Origin of the sequence: Streptomyces sp. WAC05374 (assembly GCF_004353505.1) — a bacterium.
Taxonomy (GTDB): Bacteria; Actinomycetota; Actinomycetes; order Streptomycetales; family Streptomycetaceae; genus Streptomyces.
This window is the reverse complement of record NZ_SMNQ01000004.1, coordinates 265225-281316: the sequence shown is the minus strand read 5'-3', so window position 1 is coordinate 281316 and position 16092 is coordinate 265225. Positions and strand designations below refer to the sequence as shown.

Sequence of the window (16092 nt, the reverse complement as noted above, 5' to 3'; positions counted from 1 at the left end):
GCCGATCGGAGTAGGGTCGGCGGCATGGACGACGTACGCGTGGCGGCGATCGCCAGCCTGACGCCGCTCGAAGAGCTCGACAGCGACCCCTTCCTGGTCGACACCCGCAGCCAGCACGCCATGTGCGAGCGGTGGGCGGCCGACAAGGGCTACGTCGTCAGCCGGCAGCTCCTGTTCTACGGGATGCGGCCCGACCACCGGATGCTCTGGGCCGACGTGGAGGCGGGCGCGGTCGACCTGTTCGTGGTGCCCAACGAGCGCGTCCTGCACCGCGCCCTGACGTCCGCGCGGGACTTCACGGCCGAGTGCGAGCGCCGGGGCGTGCGGCTGGAGACGGCCGGGCTCGACGAACCGGCGTACGACGCGGCGATGAAGGCCCATGTGCACCGCCGGCTCTCGATGCCGACAGCGGGCTACGACGGCTGCTGAGCCGGATCGAGGAGTTGGCGGCGTGTTCCCCGGACGCTGGCGTACGGCGGGAGGTGCCCTGCTGCGCGTCGTCGTGGTGTGGGCGGTGTCGACCCTCACCCTGCTCGCGCTCGCCGGGCTCCTGCCCGACTTCCGGCTCCAGTCCGACGACGGCGACAGCATCACCCGCACCGCCGTCACCGCCGCCTGGGGCGCCGGCGCCTTCGGCCTGCTGAGCGCCCTGGTGTGGCCGCTGGTCGTCCGCGCCCTGCTGCTCGTGCCCGCCCTGGTCCTCGGGCTCCTCGCCTTCTTCCTCAACGGCTCACTGCTGCTGCTCGCCCTCTGGCTCATCCCCGACGGGCGCGGCGAGGCCGCCCCGGAGAACGCCGTCGTGGTGGCCGCCGTCATGTCGGCCGTCGCGTCCGCCACGTCCACCGCCCTCGCCGTCCGCGACGACAACGCCTACCGGCGGCGTCTGCACCGGCTCGCGGGGCGGCGGCGGTCCGGGCACCCGGCGCTGGGCCCCGGCAGCCCGCCCGGCACGCTGTTCCTCCAGCTCGACGGCGTCGGCCACCGGGTGCTGCGCGACGCCGTCGCCGACGGGCTCATGCCGACGGTCGCCGCCTGGCTCGGCTCCACCCACCGCCTCACGCCCTGGCGCACCGACTGGTCCAGCCAGACCGGCGCCAGCCAGCTCGCCATCCTGCACGGCACCAACCACGACGTACCCGCCTTCCGCTGGTACGAGAAGGACACCGGCCGGCTCATGGTCAGCAACCGGCCCGCCAGCGCCGTCGAGCTCCAGCGCCGCGCCATCGAGCGCACCGGCGACGGCGGCCTCCTCACCCTGGACGGCGCCGGCCGCGGCAACCTCTTCAGCGGCGGCGCCGAACAGCTCGCCCTGGTGCTCTCGGTCTCCGCCCGCCGGGGCCGCCGCAACCGCTCCCGCGCCGGGTACGTCGCCTACTTCCGCGACCCCGCCAACGCCGTGCGCACCGCCATGTCCGCCGTCGCCGAGGTGTGCCGGGAGATCGGCCAGTCGACCCGGTCGCGGATCAGGAAGGAGACCCCCCGGGTCGGCCGCGGCGGGCTGTACCCCGTCATCCGGGCCTTCGCCACGGTCGTCGAACGGGACGTGGTCGTCGCCGCCGTCATCGGCGACCTGCTCGCCGGCCGCACCGCCGTGTACGCCGACCTCGTCGCCTACGACGAGGTGGCCCACCACTCCGGCCCGCACAGCCGCGACGCCCAGAAGGTGCTGGAGCGCCTGGACCGGTCCGTCGCCCTGATCGCCAAGGTCGCCGAGCACGCCCCCCGCCCCTACCGGATCGTGCTCCTCTCCGACCACGGCCAGAGCCCGGGCGAGACGTTCGAGTCGGCGTACGGCCTGACCCTGCGCGACCTGGTCCGGGCGGGCTGCGGGCTGCCCGTGCCGCGCCGCGCCCAGCACACCCCGAGCGGCGCCGAGGCGCGCGACGCGCTGCGCAGCGCGGTGCACCTGCCGGTGGAGGAGGGCCGGGAGGAACGCCCGGCCCCCACCTCCGGCCCGATCGTGCTGGCCTCCGGCAACCTGGGCCTGATCTCCTTCCCGGACGTGCCCCACCGGATGTCCCGCGAGGAGATCGACCGCCGTCACCCGGCGCTGCTGCGGACCCTGGCCGACCACCCCGGCATCGGCTTCCTGCTGGTGCGCAGCGAGGAGCACGGCTCGGTGGTGCTCGGCCCCGGCGGGGCCGAGGTCCCGGTCGCCGACTTCACCGACGACGGCCCGCTCGCCCCGTACGGCCCCGGCGCCGCCGACGCCGTCCGGCGCACCGACACCTTCCCGCACGTCGCCGACATCATGGTCAACTCCATGTACGACCCGCGGACCGGCACCGTGCACGCCTTCGAGGAGCAGATCGGCTCCCACGGCGGTCTGGGCGGCGAGCAGTCGGAGGCGTTCCTGCTCTGGCCGCGCACCCTGTCCGCGCCGGTCGCGGACGGCGGCCGGCTGGTGGGCGCCGAGGCGGTGCACCGGGTGCTGCGCCGCTGGCTGCGGGAGGGCCAGGGCCCGCAGGTACCGCTGCAACAATCCCCGTCCCGCCCGCAACCGGAAGAAGTATTTCCGGTTCCCGACCGCGTCGCGCCGGACAAACACGGGTGATTTGGTGCGGCGTTCGCCGTACCCGACCATGTTCAGGTTTGTACGGCGAAAGGCGCACCACCCCCCATGAGCACCACCCCCGCGAGCACCACCCCCCTGATCACCGACCCCACCCCCGACGAGCGGTCCAAGCACGCCCGCAGCTTCGGACTGCCCATCGCCACCGCCCTGGTCATGGGCAACATCATCGGCGGCGGGATCTTCCTCCTCCCCGCCTCCGTCGCCCCCTACGGCACCATCAGCCTCGTCGCCTTCGCCGTCCTCACCGCCGGTGCCATCGCCCTCGCGCTCGTCTTCGGCCGCCTCGCGCAGCGCCACCCCCTCACCGGCGGCCCCTACATCTACGCCCGCGAGGCGTTCGGCGACTTCGCCGGCTTCCTCGCCGCGTGGTCGTACTGGATCACCACCTGGGTGTCCAACGCGGCGCTCGCCGTCGCCGCCGTCGGCTACCTGAACGTCCTCGTCCCGGTGCACGACTCCACGGCCGCCACGATCGCCGCCGCCCTGACCCTCCAGTGGCTGCCCGCCCTCGCCAACCTCGCCGGCACCCGGTACGTCGGCGCGGTGCAACTCGTCGCCACCGTCCTGAAGTTCGTCCCGCTCCTCCTCGTGGCCGTCGGGGGCCTGTTCTTCTTCGACTCCGCCAACCTCGGCCCCTTCCAGGCCGGCGACTCCAGCGCCGTCGGCGCCGTCTCCGCCTCCGCCGCGATCCTGCTCTTCAGCTACCTGGGCGTGGAGTCCGCCGCCGTCAGTGCCGGCGAGGTGCGCGACCCGCAGCGCAACGTCGGCCGCGCCACCATCCTCGGCACGCTCGGCGCCGCCGCCATCTACCTGCTGGGCACCCTCTCCGTCTTCGGCCTCGTCGCGCACGACCGGCTCGTCGACTCCGGCGCGCCCTTCTCCGACGCCGTCAACGCCATGTTCGGCGGCACCTGGGGCGGCACCGCCGTCGCCTGCATGGCCCTGGTCTCCATGGTCGGCGCCCTCAACGGCTGGACCCTGCTCAGCGCCCAGACCCCGTACGCCGCGGCCAAGGACGGCCTCTTCCCCAAGGCGTTCACCCACAAGCGGCGCGGCGTGCCCACGTACGGCGTCCTCGTCACCGTCGTCCTCGCCTCCCTGCTGACCGTCTACAACTACACGGCCGGCCCCGAGGGCGTCTTCGAGATCCTCGTGCTGGTCACCACCTTCACCGCCACGGTGCCCTACCTCCTGTCGACCGCCGCGCAGATCTACTTCCTCGCCTCCGGCCGCTCCGAGCGCGTCCACCGCCCCCGCCTCGTCCGCGACGCGGCCCTCTCCCTGATCGCCTTCGCGTTCTCCATGTGGCTCGTCGCCGGCTCCGGCTACGCGGCGGTCTACCAGGGCGTGCTGTTCCTCTTCGCGGGCGTGCTGGTCTACGCCTGGATGGCGGCCCGCAAGCAGGCCTGAGTCCCGGGGCGGCGCCGCCCCGGGCGCACGCCCCGGGACGGCGCCGTCCCGCGCGAACGGGCCGCCCCGGAAAATCGGCTGCGCCGCACCGCGTGCCGTGCCCACACTGGGCGGGCCCGCCGTCCGTACGGGCGTCGAACCCCCGTCCGGGGCCCCGGACTTCGCGCACCCCAGGAGTGAGCCCGCTTGCAGGCCGCCGTCACCGTCACGCCCGCCCGGATTCCCGAGCTGCTGCTCGGCCTCGCCACCGTGCGCCCCGTCTTCCTGTGGGGCGCGCCCGGCATCGGGAAGTCGTCGCTCGTCAGGGACTTCGCGCGGTCCCTCGGGCTCGAGTGCGTCAGCCTGCTCGGCACCCAGCTCGCCCCCGAGGACCTCATCGGCGTCCCCCGGATCAGGGACGGCAAATCCGTCTTCTGCCCGCCCGAGGCCATCGCCCGCGACGAGCCGTACTGCCTCTTCCTCGACGAACTGAACGCCGCCACCCCCGACGTGCAGAAGGCGTTCTACTCCCTCATCCTCGACCGCCGCATCGGCAGCTACGAACTGCCCGCAGGGTCCATCGTCATCGGCGCCGGCAACCGCGCCACCGACAACGCCCTCGCACGCCCCGTGTCCTCCGCGCTGATCAACCGCCTCACCCACGTCCACCTGCGCGCCAGCGCCAACGACTGGCTGGTGTGGGCCGGGGAGAACGGCATCCACCCGTGGGTCACCGACTACCTCACCGACCGGCCCGACCACCTCTGGTCGCAGCCGCCCAAGACGGAGGAGCCCTTCTCCACGCCCCGCTCCTGGCACATGCTCTCCGACGCGCTGCACTCCTTCGGGCCCACGCTCGACGAGGAGACCCTCAAGATCGTCGCCCACGGCACGCTGACGCCCTCCCACGCCGTCTCCTTCTGCGGGTACGCCAAGATCGTGCGCCACGCCTACGGCATCGACGCCATCATCAAGGGCGACGCCTCCTGGCCGCACCGCGTCGAGGACCGCGACCTGCTCTACTACCTCGCCGACGCCTTCCGCGGCCGGCTCATCAAGGAACTGCCCGCCACCAAGGACCGCGTCCCGCCCGCCGTGCGGGAGGCCGCCCACCGCGCGAAGTCGCTGCTCGTGCAGCTCGCCGAGATCTCCGTCGAGGTCGCCCAGACCGTCATCGCCGACGACGCCGACGGACAGCCCGTCCTGCCCGCCTGGTTCCTGATCGAGGCCGCACGCGACCTGCCGCGCCTGGTCGAGGCCCGCCGGTGACGCCTGCACGGCCCGCCAAGAAGGCCCGCCGGCCCGACCCCGCAGCCGAGGCGTTCCTCGCCGGACTCGCCCTCGTCAAACGCCACCCGGCCCTCGCCGCCCTGGAGGCCGACATCTGCCGCAGCCGCGACTGCGCGCACTCCCCGCGTCACGGGGCGGCCGCCGTCGACTCCAACGGCCGCATCCACGTCCACCCCGACCGCCGCGCCGAACCCGCCGAATGGGCCTGGGCACTCGCCCACTGCCTCATCCACCTCGGCTTCGGGCACGTACCCGCCCACCGGGACCGGCGCCGCGAGCAGCCCGACCGTTACGAGCTCGCCGCCCGCTGCGCCGTGGTCAACCGCTTCCTGCTCACCCTCCGCGTCGGCCGCGCACCCGAGGACCTGCCCGCCGCCTACCCCGACGGCGAGGAGGAACAGCTCGCCGCGCGCTGGCGGAAGACCGGCGTTCCCGCCGCCTTCACCCACTGCGGGACGGCGGGCGACGCACCCGACCAGATCCTCGTGCCCTGGTCGACCTGGCACACCCCGCCCGACTGGCAGCTCGCGTTCGCGCACGCCCTCACCCGTACCGTCTCCGCCGCCATGGACGTCGCCGGCGGCCGGCGCGACTCCCTCACCGGCGAGATCCGGCCGCAGCAGCCCTGGGACCGCGCGCTCGGCTGGTTCATCTCCTCGTACCCGCTCCTCGGCGGCATCGCGTCCGGCATGAAGCTCGTCGCCGACGCCGCACTCGCCCGGGAGCACGGCATCTCCGTCGCCGCCGTCGACGCCACCCTCGGCGAGATCTACCTCAACCCGCTGCGCCGGTACGAGGACGAGGAATGGCGCTTCGTCCTCGCCCACGAGATGCTGCACGCCGCGCTGCGCCACGGCGACCGGCGCGGCGCCCGCGACCCGTACCTGTTCAACGTCGCCGCCGACTACGTCGTCAACGGCTGGCTCGTCGAGATGGGCGTCGGCACCATGCCCGAGGGGCTGCTGTACGACCCGGGCCTCGGCGGCCTGTCGGCGGAGGAGGTGTACGACCGGATCGTCACCGACGCCCGGCGCGTGCGGCGCCTGGCCACCCTGCGCGGCAAGGGCGCCGGCGACATCCTCGGCGCCCCGCTCGGCGGGCGCCCCCACGCGTACGTGGACCTCGACGAGTTCTACCGGCGCGGCCTCGCACAGGGCCTGGACCTGCACCTGAGCGGGGAGCGCGGCCTGCTGCCCGCCGGACTGGTCGAGGAGATCCGGGCGCTGGCGCACCCCCCGGTGCCGTGGGACGCGCGGCTCGCCCGCTGGTTCGACGCGTTCGTGCCCCGCCCCGAGCCGGTGCGCAGCTACGCCCGGCCGGCCCGCCGCCAGGCGTCCACCCCCGACATCCCGCGCGCCGGGCGGTACTTCCCGCCCGAGGAGGTCGCCCGCTGCACCTTCGGCGTCGTCCTGGACACCTCCGGTTCCATGGACCGGCGGCTGCTCGGCAAGGCGCTCGGCGCCATCGCCTCGTACGCCGAGGCCCGTGACGTCCCCGCGGCGCGCGTGGTGTTCTGCGACGCCGCCCCGTACGACGCGGGCTACCTGCCGCCCGGCGAGATCGCCGGACGGGTACGCGTCCGGGGCCGCGGCGGCACGGTCCTCCAGCCGGGGCTGGACCTCCTGCTGCGCGCCCGCGACTTCCCCGCCACGGCGCCCGTCCTGATCATCACGGACGGCCACTGCGACGTGCTCCGCGTCCGCCGCGAGCACGCCTTCCTCGTCCCGGACGGCGCGAGGCTGCCGTTCACCGCGCGGGGCCCGGTGTTCCGGCTCCGCTGAACGGGCGGTTGTGGCCCCGGACGGGCACAAGCCGTCCGGTCACGGGCAAAGGAACGCCCATGACCAGCACGACCGGGCTCATCGTCGCCGCACGCCGCGCCGTGCTGGTCACCCTCCTGGCGCTGGCCGCCCTGCTGGGCGTCACCGCCGGCGCCGCTCCCGCCCCGGGCGCCGAACCACGCCCGGCCGCCTCCGCCGCGCCCGAGCCCGACCTCACGGAGGCGGAGGCGGCCGCCCCGCACCGCACGGACCGCCGCCCCCGGCGCGCCGTACGCCCCCGGGCGCCCCGTCCCCGCCGCCCCGGCCGGCCACCGGCCGCCGGTCCACTCCCGCTTCCGGCCCACCCGACGGTCCGCCCCCTCACGTGCGTGGTCCTGCGCTGCTGAGCGGCCCGCCCGCCCCCCGCAGCACCGACCAGCCACGTCACCCAGCAGGAGGCCCCGCCATGCCCATCGACCCCTTCGCCGCCCTCAACGCCCTCATCCGCGCCGAAGCCACCCGCGCCACCGCCCCGGACGCCCCGACCGCCACCGACGCGGACACCGCACCCCAGCCGCCCGAGGAGGACGAGAAGTAACCGGCACCACGCAAGGGCCGGGGGCGCCGCCCCCGCCCGCCGGCTCAGCCCAGGGCCGACAGCCCCCGCGCCGACCCCGCCAGCGCGTCCAGCACCGGACGGATCAGGGGGTGCTCCTCCGCACCCCGGCGCACCGCCGCGAAGACGCGCCGGAACGCCGCCGGGCCCGCGACCGGGCGGACCACCACGTCCTTCAGCTCGATGCCCCGCAGCGCCGAGCGCGGCACCAGGGCCACCCCCGCCCCCGCGCCCGCCAGGGCGACGACCGCGCGGAAGTCGTCCGAGGAGTGCACCAGCCGCGGATCGAACCCGGCCAGCTCGCACGCCAGGAGCACCATGTCGTGGCAGGGGTTCCCCGGGTACGGCGCGATCCAGTCGGCGTCCGCCAGCGAGGCCAGCGCCACCTCCGGCTCCTGCCCCAGCGGATGCCCCGCGCGCAGCACCGCGTCGAACGGCTCCGCGTACAGCGGGACGCGCGCCAGCCGCCGGTCGCCCTCGCGCGGCGCGCCCCGGTACTCCACCGCCACCGCCACGTCCGCCTCGCCGTCCAGGACCAGCGGCAGCGACTCGTCGCCCTCCGCGTCCCGCACCCGCACCCGGATGCCGGGGTGCGTCCCGGCCAGCCGCCCGATCGCGGGCGCCAGCACCTCGCCGATCCCGGTCGCGAACGCGGCGACCGTCACCTCGCCCGCCGCGCCGCCCGCGTACGCCGCGAGCTCCGCCTCGGCCCGCTCGAGCTGCGCCAGCACCTCGTTGGCGTGCCCCAGCAGGATCTCGCCGGCCGCCGTGAGCCGCACGCCCTTGCCGCTGCGGGTCAGCAGCACGTGCCCCGTCTCCTGCTCCAGCGCGGCGAGCTGCTGCGAGACGGCGGACGGGGTCAGGTACAGCGCCGCGGCCGCGGCGGTCACCGTACGGTGGTCCGCCGCGGCCCGCAGGACACGCAGTCGCCGGGGGTCGATCACCCAGCCATTGTCCCCCAGTTGTCAGCCGGCCATCGCCGCCCTGGCGTCGGTGAACGCCGCCACGGCCCGCTCCACGTCCGCCGTCGAGTGCGCGGCCGAGAGCTGCACGCGGATGCGGGCCTGCCCCATGGGCACCACCGGGTAGGAGAAGCCGATCACGTACACGCCCCGCTCCAGCAGCAGCTCGGCCATCCGGCCCGCCTGTGCCGCGTCCCCGATCATCACCGGGGCGATCGCGTGGTCGCCGGGCAGGATCTCGAAGCCCGCCTCCGTCATCCGCGTACGGAACAGCTTGGTGTTGGCCTGCAGCTTCTCCCGCAGGTCACCGGCCGACTCCAGCAGGTCCAGCACCTTCAGCGACGCCGCCGCGATCACCGGGGCGAGCGAGTTGGAGAAGAGGTACGGGCGCGACCGCTGGCGCAGCAGCGCGACGATCTCCGCGCGGGCCGCCACATAGCCGCCGGAGGCGCCGCCGAGCGCCTTGCCGAGAGTGCCGGTGATGATGTCGACCCGGTCCATCACGCCGTGCAGCTCGGGCGTACCGCGACCGCCGGGGCCGACGAACCCGACCGCGTGCGAGTCGTCGACCATCACCATGGCGTCGTACCGGTCGGCGAGGTCGCAGATCTCCGGCAGCGGCGCCACGTAGCCGTCCATCGAGAACACGCCGTCGGTGACGATCAGGCGCCGCCGCGCGTCCTGGGTCTCCTTGAGCTGCTTCTCCAGGTCGGCCATGTCCCGGTTGGCGTACCGGTGGCGGCGCGCCTTCGACAGCCGGATGCCGTCGATGATGGAGGCGTGGTTCAGGGCGTCGGAGATCACCGCGTCCTCGGGCCCGAGCAGCGTCTCGAAGACACCGCCGTTGGCGTCGAAGCAGGAGGAGTACAGGATCGTGTCCTCCTGGCCGAGGAACGCGGACAGCCGCCGCTCCAGCTCCTTGTGGACGTCCTGCGTGCCGCAGATGAAGCGCACGGACGCCATGCCGTAGCCCCAGCGGTCCAGCGCCTCCTTGGCGGCGGCGATCACCTCGGGGTGGTCGGCCAGACCCAGGTAGTTGTTGGCGCAGAAGTTCAGCACCTCACCGGAGGGGACGGACACGGTGGCGCTCTGCGGGGTGCCGATCACCCGCTCCGGCTTGAACAGACCCGCGTCGCGGATCTCGTCGAGGGTGGCGCGCAGCTCGTCGCGGACGGACGCGTACATGGGTGGGAGTCTCCTAAGGGAAGGTCAGACGGTCCAGTCGAGGATGATCTTGCCGCTGCGGGCGGTGGCCGCCTCGTCGAAGGCGGCGTCGAAGTCCTGGTAGCCGTAGCTGCCGGTGATCACCGGGCTGAGGTCGAGACCGCCCTCCAGCAGGACGGTCATCGCGTACCACGTCTCGAACATCTCCCGGCCGTAGATGCCCTTGACCGTGATCATGGAGGTGACGATCTTCGACCAGTCGACGGCGAACTCCTCGGCCGGCAGGCCCAGCATCGCGATCCGGCCGCCGTGCGTCATGTTGGCGACCATGTCCCGCATCGCCTCGGGCCGCCCGGACATCTCCAGGCCGATGTCGAAGCCCTCACGCAGGCCGAGCTGCCGCTGCGCCTCACCGATCGACGACTCCGCGACGTTCACGGCGAGCGTCGCGCCCACCTTGCGGGCCAGCTCCAGCCGCGACTCGCTCACATCGGTGATCACCACATTGCGCGCACCCGCGTGCCGGGCCACCGCCGCCGCCATGATCCCGATCGGGCCCGCACCGGTGATCAGCACGTCCTCGCCGACCAGCGGGAAGGACAGCGCCGTGTGCACGGCGTTCCCGAACGGGTCGAAGATCGCGGCGACGTCCAGGTCCACCTTCGTCCGGTGCACCCACACATTGGACGCGGGCAGCGCCACGTACTCGGCGAACGCGCCGTCCCGCCCCACACCCAGCCCGACCGTGGCCCGGCACAGGTGCCGGCGGCCCGCCAGGCAGTTGCGGCACTTCCCGCACACCAGGTGCCCCTCGCCGCTGACCAGGTCGCCCACCGCGATGTCGGTGACGTCGGAGCCGACGTGCGCCACCTCGCCGACGAACTCGTGCCCCAGCACCAGCGGCGCCGACACCGCCTGCCGGGCCCAGCCGTCCCAGGAGCGGATGTGCAGGTCCGTCCCGCAGATACCGGTGCGCAGCACCCGGATCAGCACGTCACCGGACCCCGTCTCGGGCTCCGGGACGTCCATGAGCCAGAGGCCCGGCTCGGCCTTGTGCTTGACGAGTGCCTTCATGGGTGCGGCTCCAGGCGAGAGGGTCCGGACGGAGATCGTGAACGCGCACCACCCTGCCGACCCGCGCCCGCCGCGTCCATCGAGGTTTTCTTAAGCGGGTCAACAGCGCAGCTTCACGCGCCACGCCCCGCTACGTTCGACGCATGACGACCGAGGTCTGGTACACGTCCTACGGCTCCAACACCCACGTCGACCGCCTGGCCCACTACATCGTCGGCGGCACACCCCCGGGCGCCCTGCGCACCTACCCCGGCTGCCGCGACCGCCGCCTGCCCACCGCCTCCGTCCCGGTGGAGCTGAACGGCGCCCTGTACTTCGCCACCGAGTCCCCGGTGTGGACCGGCGGCCGGGCCTTCTACGACCCGGACGCCGAGGGCCGCGTCCTCGCCCGGGCGCACCGCGTCACCGCCGGGCAGTTCGCGGCCATCGCCGCCCAGGAGATGTACCGCGAGCCAGGCCCGGACACCGCCCTCGACCTGACGGAGGTCCTCCGCGACGGCCGGGCGGTCCTCGGCGAGGGCCGCTACGAGACGCTCGTGCACCCCGGCACCCTCGACGGGCTGCCCCTGCTCACCTTCACCGCCCCCTGGCACCTCGCCGACGTCGCCTGGAACGCCCCCTCCGCCGACTACCTCCGCTTCCTCGCCGCCGGCCTGCTCGCGGCGGGCGCCTGGGACGCGGACACCGTCGCCGCCTACCTCGCCGCCTGCCCGGGTGCGGCGGGCCACTGGACCGAGCGGCGGATCAAGGAGCTGATCGCGAGCTGACCGTAGTCACCGCCGGCCTCCGGCCGGACCCCGGTCAGGCCCGCGGCAGGTTCCGCACGATGTCGTCGATCCGGCCATTGCTGGCTTCGTACCCCGCGCCTCCGTCCTCCAGCAGCATGATGTGCCGGATCTGGGCAGGTGTCAGGCCCCGGTCGTGCAGCGCGATGACCTGATCGCGCCAGGCGATGGCCGACTGGGCCCCGTCGATCCGGTAGTGCGCGTCCAGCGTGCGTTCCGCGATCACCTGGGCCTGTGTCAGGGCCGCGTCCGCCCTCTGGAGGCCAAGTGCCGACTGGCGTTCGGACTGGGCCAGGGCACGCTCGGCCTTGCGCAGGCTCAGAACGGCCACCGCCACGGCGATGACGTTTCCGGCGAGCCCCGACCATGCGGCAACGCTGTCCGGATTCACTTCCCGCTCCTGAGACGCTCGCTGAGACGTGGTGACTGGGGGGACGCCCAGGAGAGCGGGCCGGTTCCGCACCCCGGCCATCACGGACCGCCCACAGGCCCCCGCATTACCCCGGCGGTAATCGACCCCCTCCCCGCCGACCGGCATCGTTCTCGGTACCGGAACCCGGACGGTCTCGCACTCCGGCCGGGCTCCGGGCCCCTACGACCTCGACGGAGGCTGACCGCCATGTCCCAGGCCCTGCTCGCCGGCATCTCCCGCACCACCGAGCCGCAGACCATGCTGCGCCGCTTCCTCGCCCTCGACGCCGCCGTCACCGGGGCCAACGGGCTGGCGTACGCCCTCGCCCCCGCGCCCCTCGGGCGGCTCCTCGGCACCGACGCCACGCTCCTGCTCGGACTCGGCCTGTTCCTCACCGCGTTCGCCGCCGGCGTCGGCTACCTCGCCTCCCGCCCGCAGCCGCCCGCCACGGCCGTCAAGCTGGTCGTGGACGCCAACGCCCTGTGGGCGGCCCTGAGCATCGTGGCGCTCGTCGCCTGGCTGTCGCCCACGACCGCCGGCGCGGTGTGGATCCCGGCGCAGGCCGCGACCGTCGCGGGGTTCGCCGTCCTCCAGTTCTCCGCCCTGCGGGCGGTGGGACGCTAGGGCGTGTCTTTCGGACCTTGCCGGGCTCGCGTGCCCTGGCACGCGCTCCCCCTGCCTTCGGCGGGGGGACCCCCAGCGGCGTTGTCGTCGGTCGCCAATGTCCCCCGTAGCCCTACGGGCACGGGAGGTGCCCCCACCGCAGTGGCTCCCTCCTCCGCCTTGCATCCACACGCACCAGACCCCGCTCCCTGATCCGGCCTGATCCGAAAGACACGCCCTAGAGCGACCGCAGGTACTTGACCGTCGCCGGGTCGGCCGGGAGGAGCGTCTCGATGGCCAGCTCGGCGACCGTCACGTCCATCGGCGTGTTGAACGTCGAGATCGACGACACGAACGACAGCAGGTGCCCGTCGTGCTCGATCCGCAGCGGCAGCGCGAAGTACGGGTACGGATGGGGGTCCTCCCGGTCCTCCGGACGGGCGTCCGCCGGCTCCGGCAGCGGATACGCCGCGACCTCCTCGTACAGCCTGCGCAGCGGCTCCGAGCGCGCCAGCGCGATCTGGCGCTCCATCTGGGCCAGCAGGTGGCCGCGCCACTCGCGCAGGTTGTGGATGCGCGGCGCCAGGCCCTCCGGGTGCAGGGTGATCCGCATGGCGTTCAGCGGCGGCGTCAGCAGGTGCTCGGGCAGCCCGTCCAGCAGCCGCGCGATGCCCTGGTTGGCGGCCACCACCGTGTACGAGCCGTCCACCACGAGCGCCGGATACGGGTCGTACCCGGCGAGGAGCTGATCGATGCCCGCCCGCAGCGTGTCCAGCGACGGGTCGTCCAGGGACGTCTCGGCGTACCGCGGGGCGTAACCCGCCGCCAGCAGCAGGGCGTTGCGCTCCCGCACCGGCACGTCCAGGTGCTCGGCGAGGCGCAGGATCATCTCCTCGCTCGGACGGGACCGGCCCGTCTCGATGAACGACACATGACGCGCCGACGAGTCGGCGCGCAGGGCGAGCTCGAGCTGGCTCAGCCGCCGCCGCTCACGCCAGCCGCGCAGCAGCGGCCCTACTCCGGTACCGGACGCGACAGTTGTCATACCGCAGACCGTAACCCACGTGTTGACCGCGGCGGGCCGCCGCCGGACCGTAAGGTCACGGTCACGCCGACATCGTCCGCACCGACCCGGAGGGAGCCCGGACATGCCCACGGAGCCGCTGTCGCAGAAGGAGATCGAGGACCGGCTGCGGGAACTTCCCGGCTGGTCCCAGGAGGGCGACCGGATCGCCCGCACCTACCGCCTGGGCACGCACTTCGCGGCGGCCGCGATGGTCGTCCACGTCGCCCGCATCCAGGAGGAGCTGAACCACCACTCCGACCTCACCCTCGGCTACAACACCGTCAACGTCACCGTGAACACCCACGACGCGGGCGGCGCCATCACGGAGAAGGACTTCTCCCTGGCCGCCCGGGTCGAGGAGATCGCGCCCTCCCACGGCGCGGACTGACGCGCTACGCGCGCGTGAAGGTCATCACCCAGTTCGTCACCCAGGTCTCCCCGCCGTCCACCGAGAAGGCCTGTTCCCACCGCGCGCCGGCCGCCGTGATGTCCGACCACAGGAAGCGGACCCGCACGGCCCGGCCCGCGTGGTGGTCGTCGCCGTGGAACCGCCCCGTACCGTCTGCGCCGAAGCGGCCGCGTACGGGCGGCTCCAGGCGGCCCGTACGGCTGTTGGCCCAGTTCAGCGTCCACTCCCCGGTCTCCGGCTCGTACAGGCGCGTGGTCAGGCCGCGAAAGCCCTTCGAGGGGAAGACGATCTCGTCCACGTGCGCGGCGCCGTCCCAGAAGAGGTGCCCCGTGGTGTGGCCGTCGAACTCCTCCCACCCGCTGTTGGGGTCGAGGAAGTCGGCGAGCCGGCGGTTGCGGACGTTCCAGCGGCCGTCGAGGAAGTCGAAGTCCGTCACGCGCGCGTGCCTCCCGTCCGGGGCGAACGCAGCACGTCGGCCACGTACGCGTCGAGATCCGGGCGGTCCGGCGCGAGCATGTGCCGTACCCACGCGTCGCGTTCGTGCGCCAGGGGCGGCAGCTCCCACACGCAGCCGATCCACGGTCTGCGAAGGGGCACGAAGTGCGTCGGATCGCGGTCCGGGCAGCCCAGCGTCGGCTGTCCGGCCACCGCGACGGCGCAGTGCAGGACGTTGTCCCACACCCACGTGTAGGCGTTGAGGTAGGCGCCGTCGTCACCGCCCCGGTGCAGGACGGTGAACGACGCCGGGGGAGTGGTCGCGTCCGGCTCCGGGAGCAGGCCGGGCAGGAGCGCGTACGCCGCCTCCGCCACGTCCGGGGCGATCCCCGCCGGGTCGGCGGTGACCTCGTAGCGCTTGACGCGACGGCCGGCCACCTCCACCGGGACCGCCGTGAACAGGAGTTTCTCTGCGAAAGACATGGCTGGACGGTACGAGCGGTCCACTGACACCCTGTGTCAGTGAAGTCCAGCCGGCTCCTGTCCATCCTGCTCCTCCTCCAGACCAGGGGCCGCATGACCGCCGCCCAGCTCGCCGCCGAGCTGGAGGTCTCGGTCCGCACCGTCTACCGGGACGTCGAGGCCCTGCACACGGCGGGCGTCCCGCTCTACGGGGACGCCGGGCACCGCGGCGGCTACGAGCTGCTCGCCGGCTACCGCACCCGGCTGACCGGCCTGTCCGCCGGCGAGGCCGAGGCGCTGTTCCTCACCGCCCTGCCCGGCCCGGCCGCCGAGCTGGGTCTCGGCCCCGCCGTCGCGGGCGCCCGGCTCAAGCTGCGCGCCGCCCTGCCGCCCGCGCTGCGGGAGCAGGCCGACCGCATGAGCCGCAGGTTCCACCTCGACGCGCCCGGCTGGTACGCGCGGGACGACGACGTGCCGTTCCTGCCCGCCGTCGCCGACGCGGTGTGGCGCGGCCGGGTCCTCGACGTCCACTACCGCCGCTGGACGGCACCGACCGACGTCGAGCGGCGCCTGGAGCCGTACGGCCTGGTCCTCAAGGCGGGCCGCTGGTACGTCGTGGCGGCCCGGCCCGGCGGGTCCGGCCCGCGCACCTACCGGGTCGACCAGATCCTGCGCCTCACGGTGACGGACGAGGAGTGCGCCGTGCCGGACGGGTTCGACCTGGCGGCGTACTGGCGGGAGTACCAGCGCGACTTCCACGCCCGGCTCCACCGGGGCGAGGCGCTCGTCCGGCTCTCCCCGCGCGGGGTGTCCCGGCTGACCGGCGCCGCCCGGGCCGCCGCCGGGAGCGGCACCGTCGAGCCGGACGGCTGGACGCGCACCGTGGTGCCCGTCGAGTCGGCGGACGACGCCCACGACCGGTTCCTGGCCCTCGGCGCCGACGTGGAGGTCCTCGCCCCGCCCGAGCTGCGCGCCCGGCTCGCCGCGACGGCCCGGCTGCTCGCCGAGCGGTACGCCGCCGAGCCTCCCGCACGCCCCGTAATTTTGCCGGAGTCGCAACAAAGTTCGCCCTGACCGCGCCCCGGGGCCA

General features: G+C 74.0%; 18 protein-coding genes. 11 read left to right on the top strand and 7 right to left on the bottom strand.

Features of this window, described 5'->3' with window-relative positions:
- Nucleotides 1-24: 24 nt before the first annotated feature.
- From E2B92_RS11635 to E2B92_RS33790, 7 genes are all read left to right on the top strand, one after another.
- Nucleotides 25-429 carry a hypothetical protein gene (locus E2B92_RS11635; RefSeq protein ID WP_126889343.1) on the top strand — a complete coding sequence of 135 codons (405 nt, stop codon included), beginning with the start codon at nucleotides 25-27 and terminating at the stop codon, nucleotides 427-429.
- Nucleotides 430-451: 22 nt separating this feature from the next.
- Nucleotides 452-2554: a phage holin family protein gene (locus tag E2B92_RS11630; RefSeq protein WP_185923805.1), complete on the top strand. Its 2103-nt coding sequence runs from the start codon at nucleotides 452-454 to the stop codon at nucleotides 2552-2554.
- Nucleotides 2555-2620: 66 nt separating this feature from the next.
- Nucleotides 2621-3985 (top strand): amino acid permease, encoded by a 1365-nt coding sequence (locus tag E2B92_RS11625; protein WP_133087502.1) that lies wholly within the window; start codon nucleotides 2621-2623, stop codon nucleotides 3983-3985.
- Nucleotides 3986-4171: 186 nt separating this feature from the next.
- Complete coding sequence (locus E2B92_RS11620) at nucleotides 4172-5233, top strand: ATP-binding protein (protein WP_126889400.1); 1062 nt, start codon at nucleotides 4172-4174, stop codon at nucleotides 5231-5233.
- On the top strand, nucleotides 5230-7035 hold the full coding sequence (locus E2B92_RS11615) for a vWA domain-containing protein (protein ID WP_126889399.1): 1806 nt from the start codon (nucleotides 5230-5232) through the stop codon (nucleotides 7033-7035). Before E2B92_RS11620 ends, E2B92_RS11615 begins: the two co-directional genes overlap by 4 nt.
- A 59-nt stretch (nucleotides 7036-7094) precedes the next feature.
- Nucleotides 7095-7421, top strand: coding sequence for a hypothetical protein (locus E2B92_RS11610; protein ID WP_133087501.1), 327 nt, complete (start codon nucleotides 7095-7097; stop codon nucleotides 7419-7421).
- A gap of 59 nt (nucleotides 7422-7480) precedes the next feature.
- On the top strand, nucleotides 7481-7612 hold the full coding sequence (locus tag E2B92_RS33790) for a hypothetical protein (protein ID WP_268825565.1): 132 nt from the start codon (nucleotides 7481-7483) through the stop codon (nucleotides 7610-7612).
- A gap of 44 nt (nucleotides 7613-7656) precedes the next feature.
- On the opposite strand, the gene E2B92_RS11605 is transcribed toward E2B92_RS33790, so the two are convergent.
- From E2B92_RS11605 to tdh, 3 genes are read right to left on the bottom strand one after another with little or no spacing between them, the layout of a single operon-like run.
- A complete protein-coding gene (locus E2B92_RS11605) occupies nucleotides 7657-8574 on the bottom strand; it encodes a LysR family transcriptional regulator (RefSeq protein WP_126886740.1) in 918 nt (305 codons plus the stop codon).
- Between the two features lie 21 nt (nucleotides 8575-8595).
- Complete coding sequence (locus E2B92_RS11600) at nucleotides 8596-9777, bottom strand: glycine C-acetyltransferase (RefSeq protein ID WP_126886741.1); 1182 nt, start codon at nucleotides 9775-9777, stop codon at nucleotides 8596-8598.
- 24 nt (nucleotides 9778-9801) lie between these two features.
- On the bottom strand, nucleotides 9802-10830 hold the full coding sequence (gene tdh / locus E2B92_RS11595) for an L-threonine 3-dehydrogenase (RefSeq protein WP_126886742.1): 1029 nt from the start codon (nucleotides 10828-10830) through the stop codon (nucleotides 9802-9804).
- Between the two features lie 143 nt (nucleotides 10831-10973).
- Between tdh and E2B92_RS11590 the strand changes: the two genes are divergently transcribed.
- Nucleotides 10974-11597, top strand: a complete 624-nt coding sequence (locus E2B92_RS11590) for a histone deacetylase (RefSeq protein WP_126886743.1) — start codon at nucleotides 10974-10976, stop codon at nucleotides 11595-11597.
- A 34-nt stretch (nucleotides 11598-11631) separates the two neighbouring features.
- Here the strand turns inward: E2B92_RS11590 and E2B92_RS11585 are convergent, their stop codons facing one another.
- Complete coding sequence (locus E2B92_RS11585; protein WP_126886744.1) at nucleotides 11632-12006, bottom strand: hypothetical protein; 375 nt, start codon at nucleotides 12004-12006, stop codon at nucleotides 11632-11634.
- Nucleotides 12007-12234: 228 nt separating this feature from the next.
- Between E2B92_RS11585 and E2B92_RS11580 the strand changes: the two genes are divergently transcribed.
- Nucleotides 12235-12651: a hypothetical protein gene (locus tag E2B92_RS11580; RefSeq protein WP_126886745.1), complete on the top strand. Its 417-nt coding sequence runs from the start codon at nucleotides 12235-12237 to the stop codon at nucleotides 12649-12651.
- A 217-nt stretch (nucleotides 12652-12868) separates the two neighbouring features.
- On the opposite strand, the gene E2B92_RS11575 is transcribed toward E2B92_RS11580, so the two are convergent.
- Entirely contained in the window at nucleotides 12869-13675 is an 807-nt protein-coding gene (locus E2B92_RS11575; protein WP_126886746.1) for a helix-turn-helix domain-containing protein, read from the bottom strand.
- Nucleotides 13676-13778: 103 nt separating this feature from the next.
- Between E2B92_RS11575 and E2B92_RS11570 the strand changes: the two genes are divergently transcribed.
- Nucleotides 13779-14084: a 4a-hydroxytetrahydrobiopterin dehydratase gene (locus E2B92_RS11570; RefSeq protein ID WP_126886747.1), complete on the top strand. Its 306-nt coding sequence runs from the start codon at nucleotides 13779-13781 to the stop codon at nucleotides 14082-14084.
- Between the two features lie 4 nt (nucleotides 14085-14088).
- On the opposite strand, the gene E2B92_RS11565 is transcribed toward E2B92_RS11570, so the two are convergent.
- Together E2B92_RS11565 and E2B92_RS11560 are read right to left on the bottom strand one after the other, a co-directional pair.
- A complete protein-coding gene (locus tag E2B92_RS11565; protein WP_126886748.1) occupies nucleotides 14089-14541 on the bottom strand; it encodes a hypothetical protein in 453 nt (150 codons plus the stop codon).
- The gene (locus tag E2B92_RS11560) at nucleotides 14538-15023 is read right to left on the bottom strand and encodes a hypothetical protein (RefSeq protein WP_126886749.1); all 486 of its coding nucleotides are present in this window, start codon (nucleotides 15021-15023) and stop codon (nucleotides 14538-14540) included. The genes E2B92_RS11565 and E2B92_RS11560 overlap by 4 nt, the downstream gene beginning before the upstream one ends.
- Nucleotides 15024-15062: 39 nt before the next feature.
- On the opposite strand from E2B92_RS11560, the gene E2B92_RS11555 reads away from it, so the two are divergent.
- A complete protein-coding gene (locus tag E2B92_RS11555) occupies nucleotides 15063-16076 on the top strand; it encodes a helix-turn-helix transcriptional regulator (protein WP_126886750.1) in 1014 nt (337 codons plus the stop codon).
- Nucleotides 16077-16092: the final 16 nt, after the last annotated feature.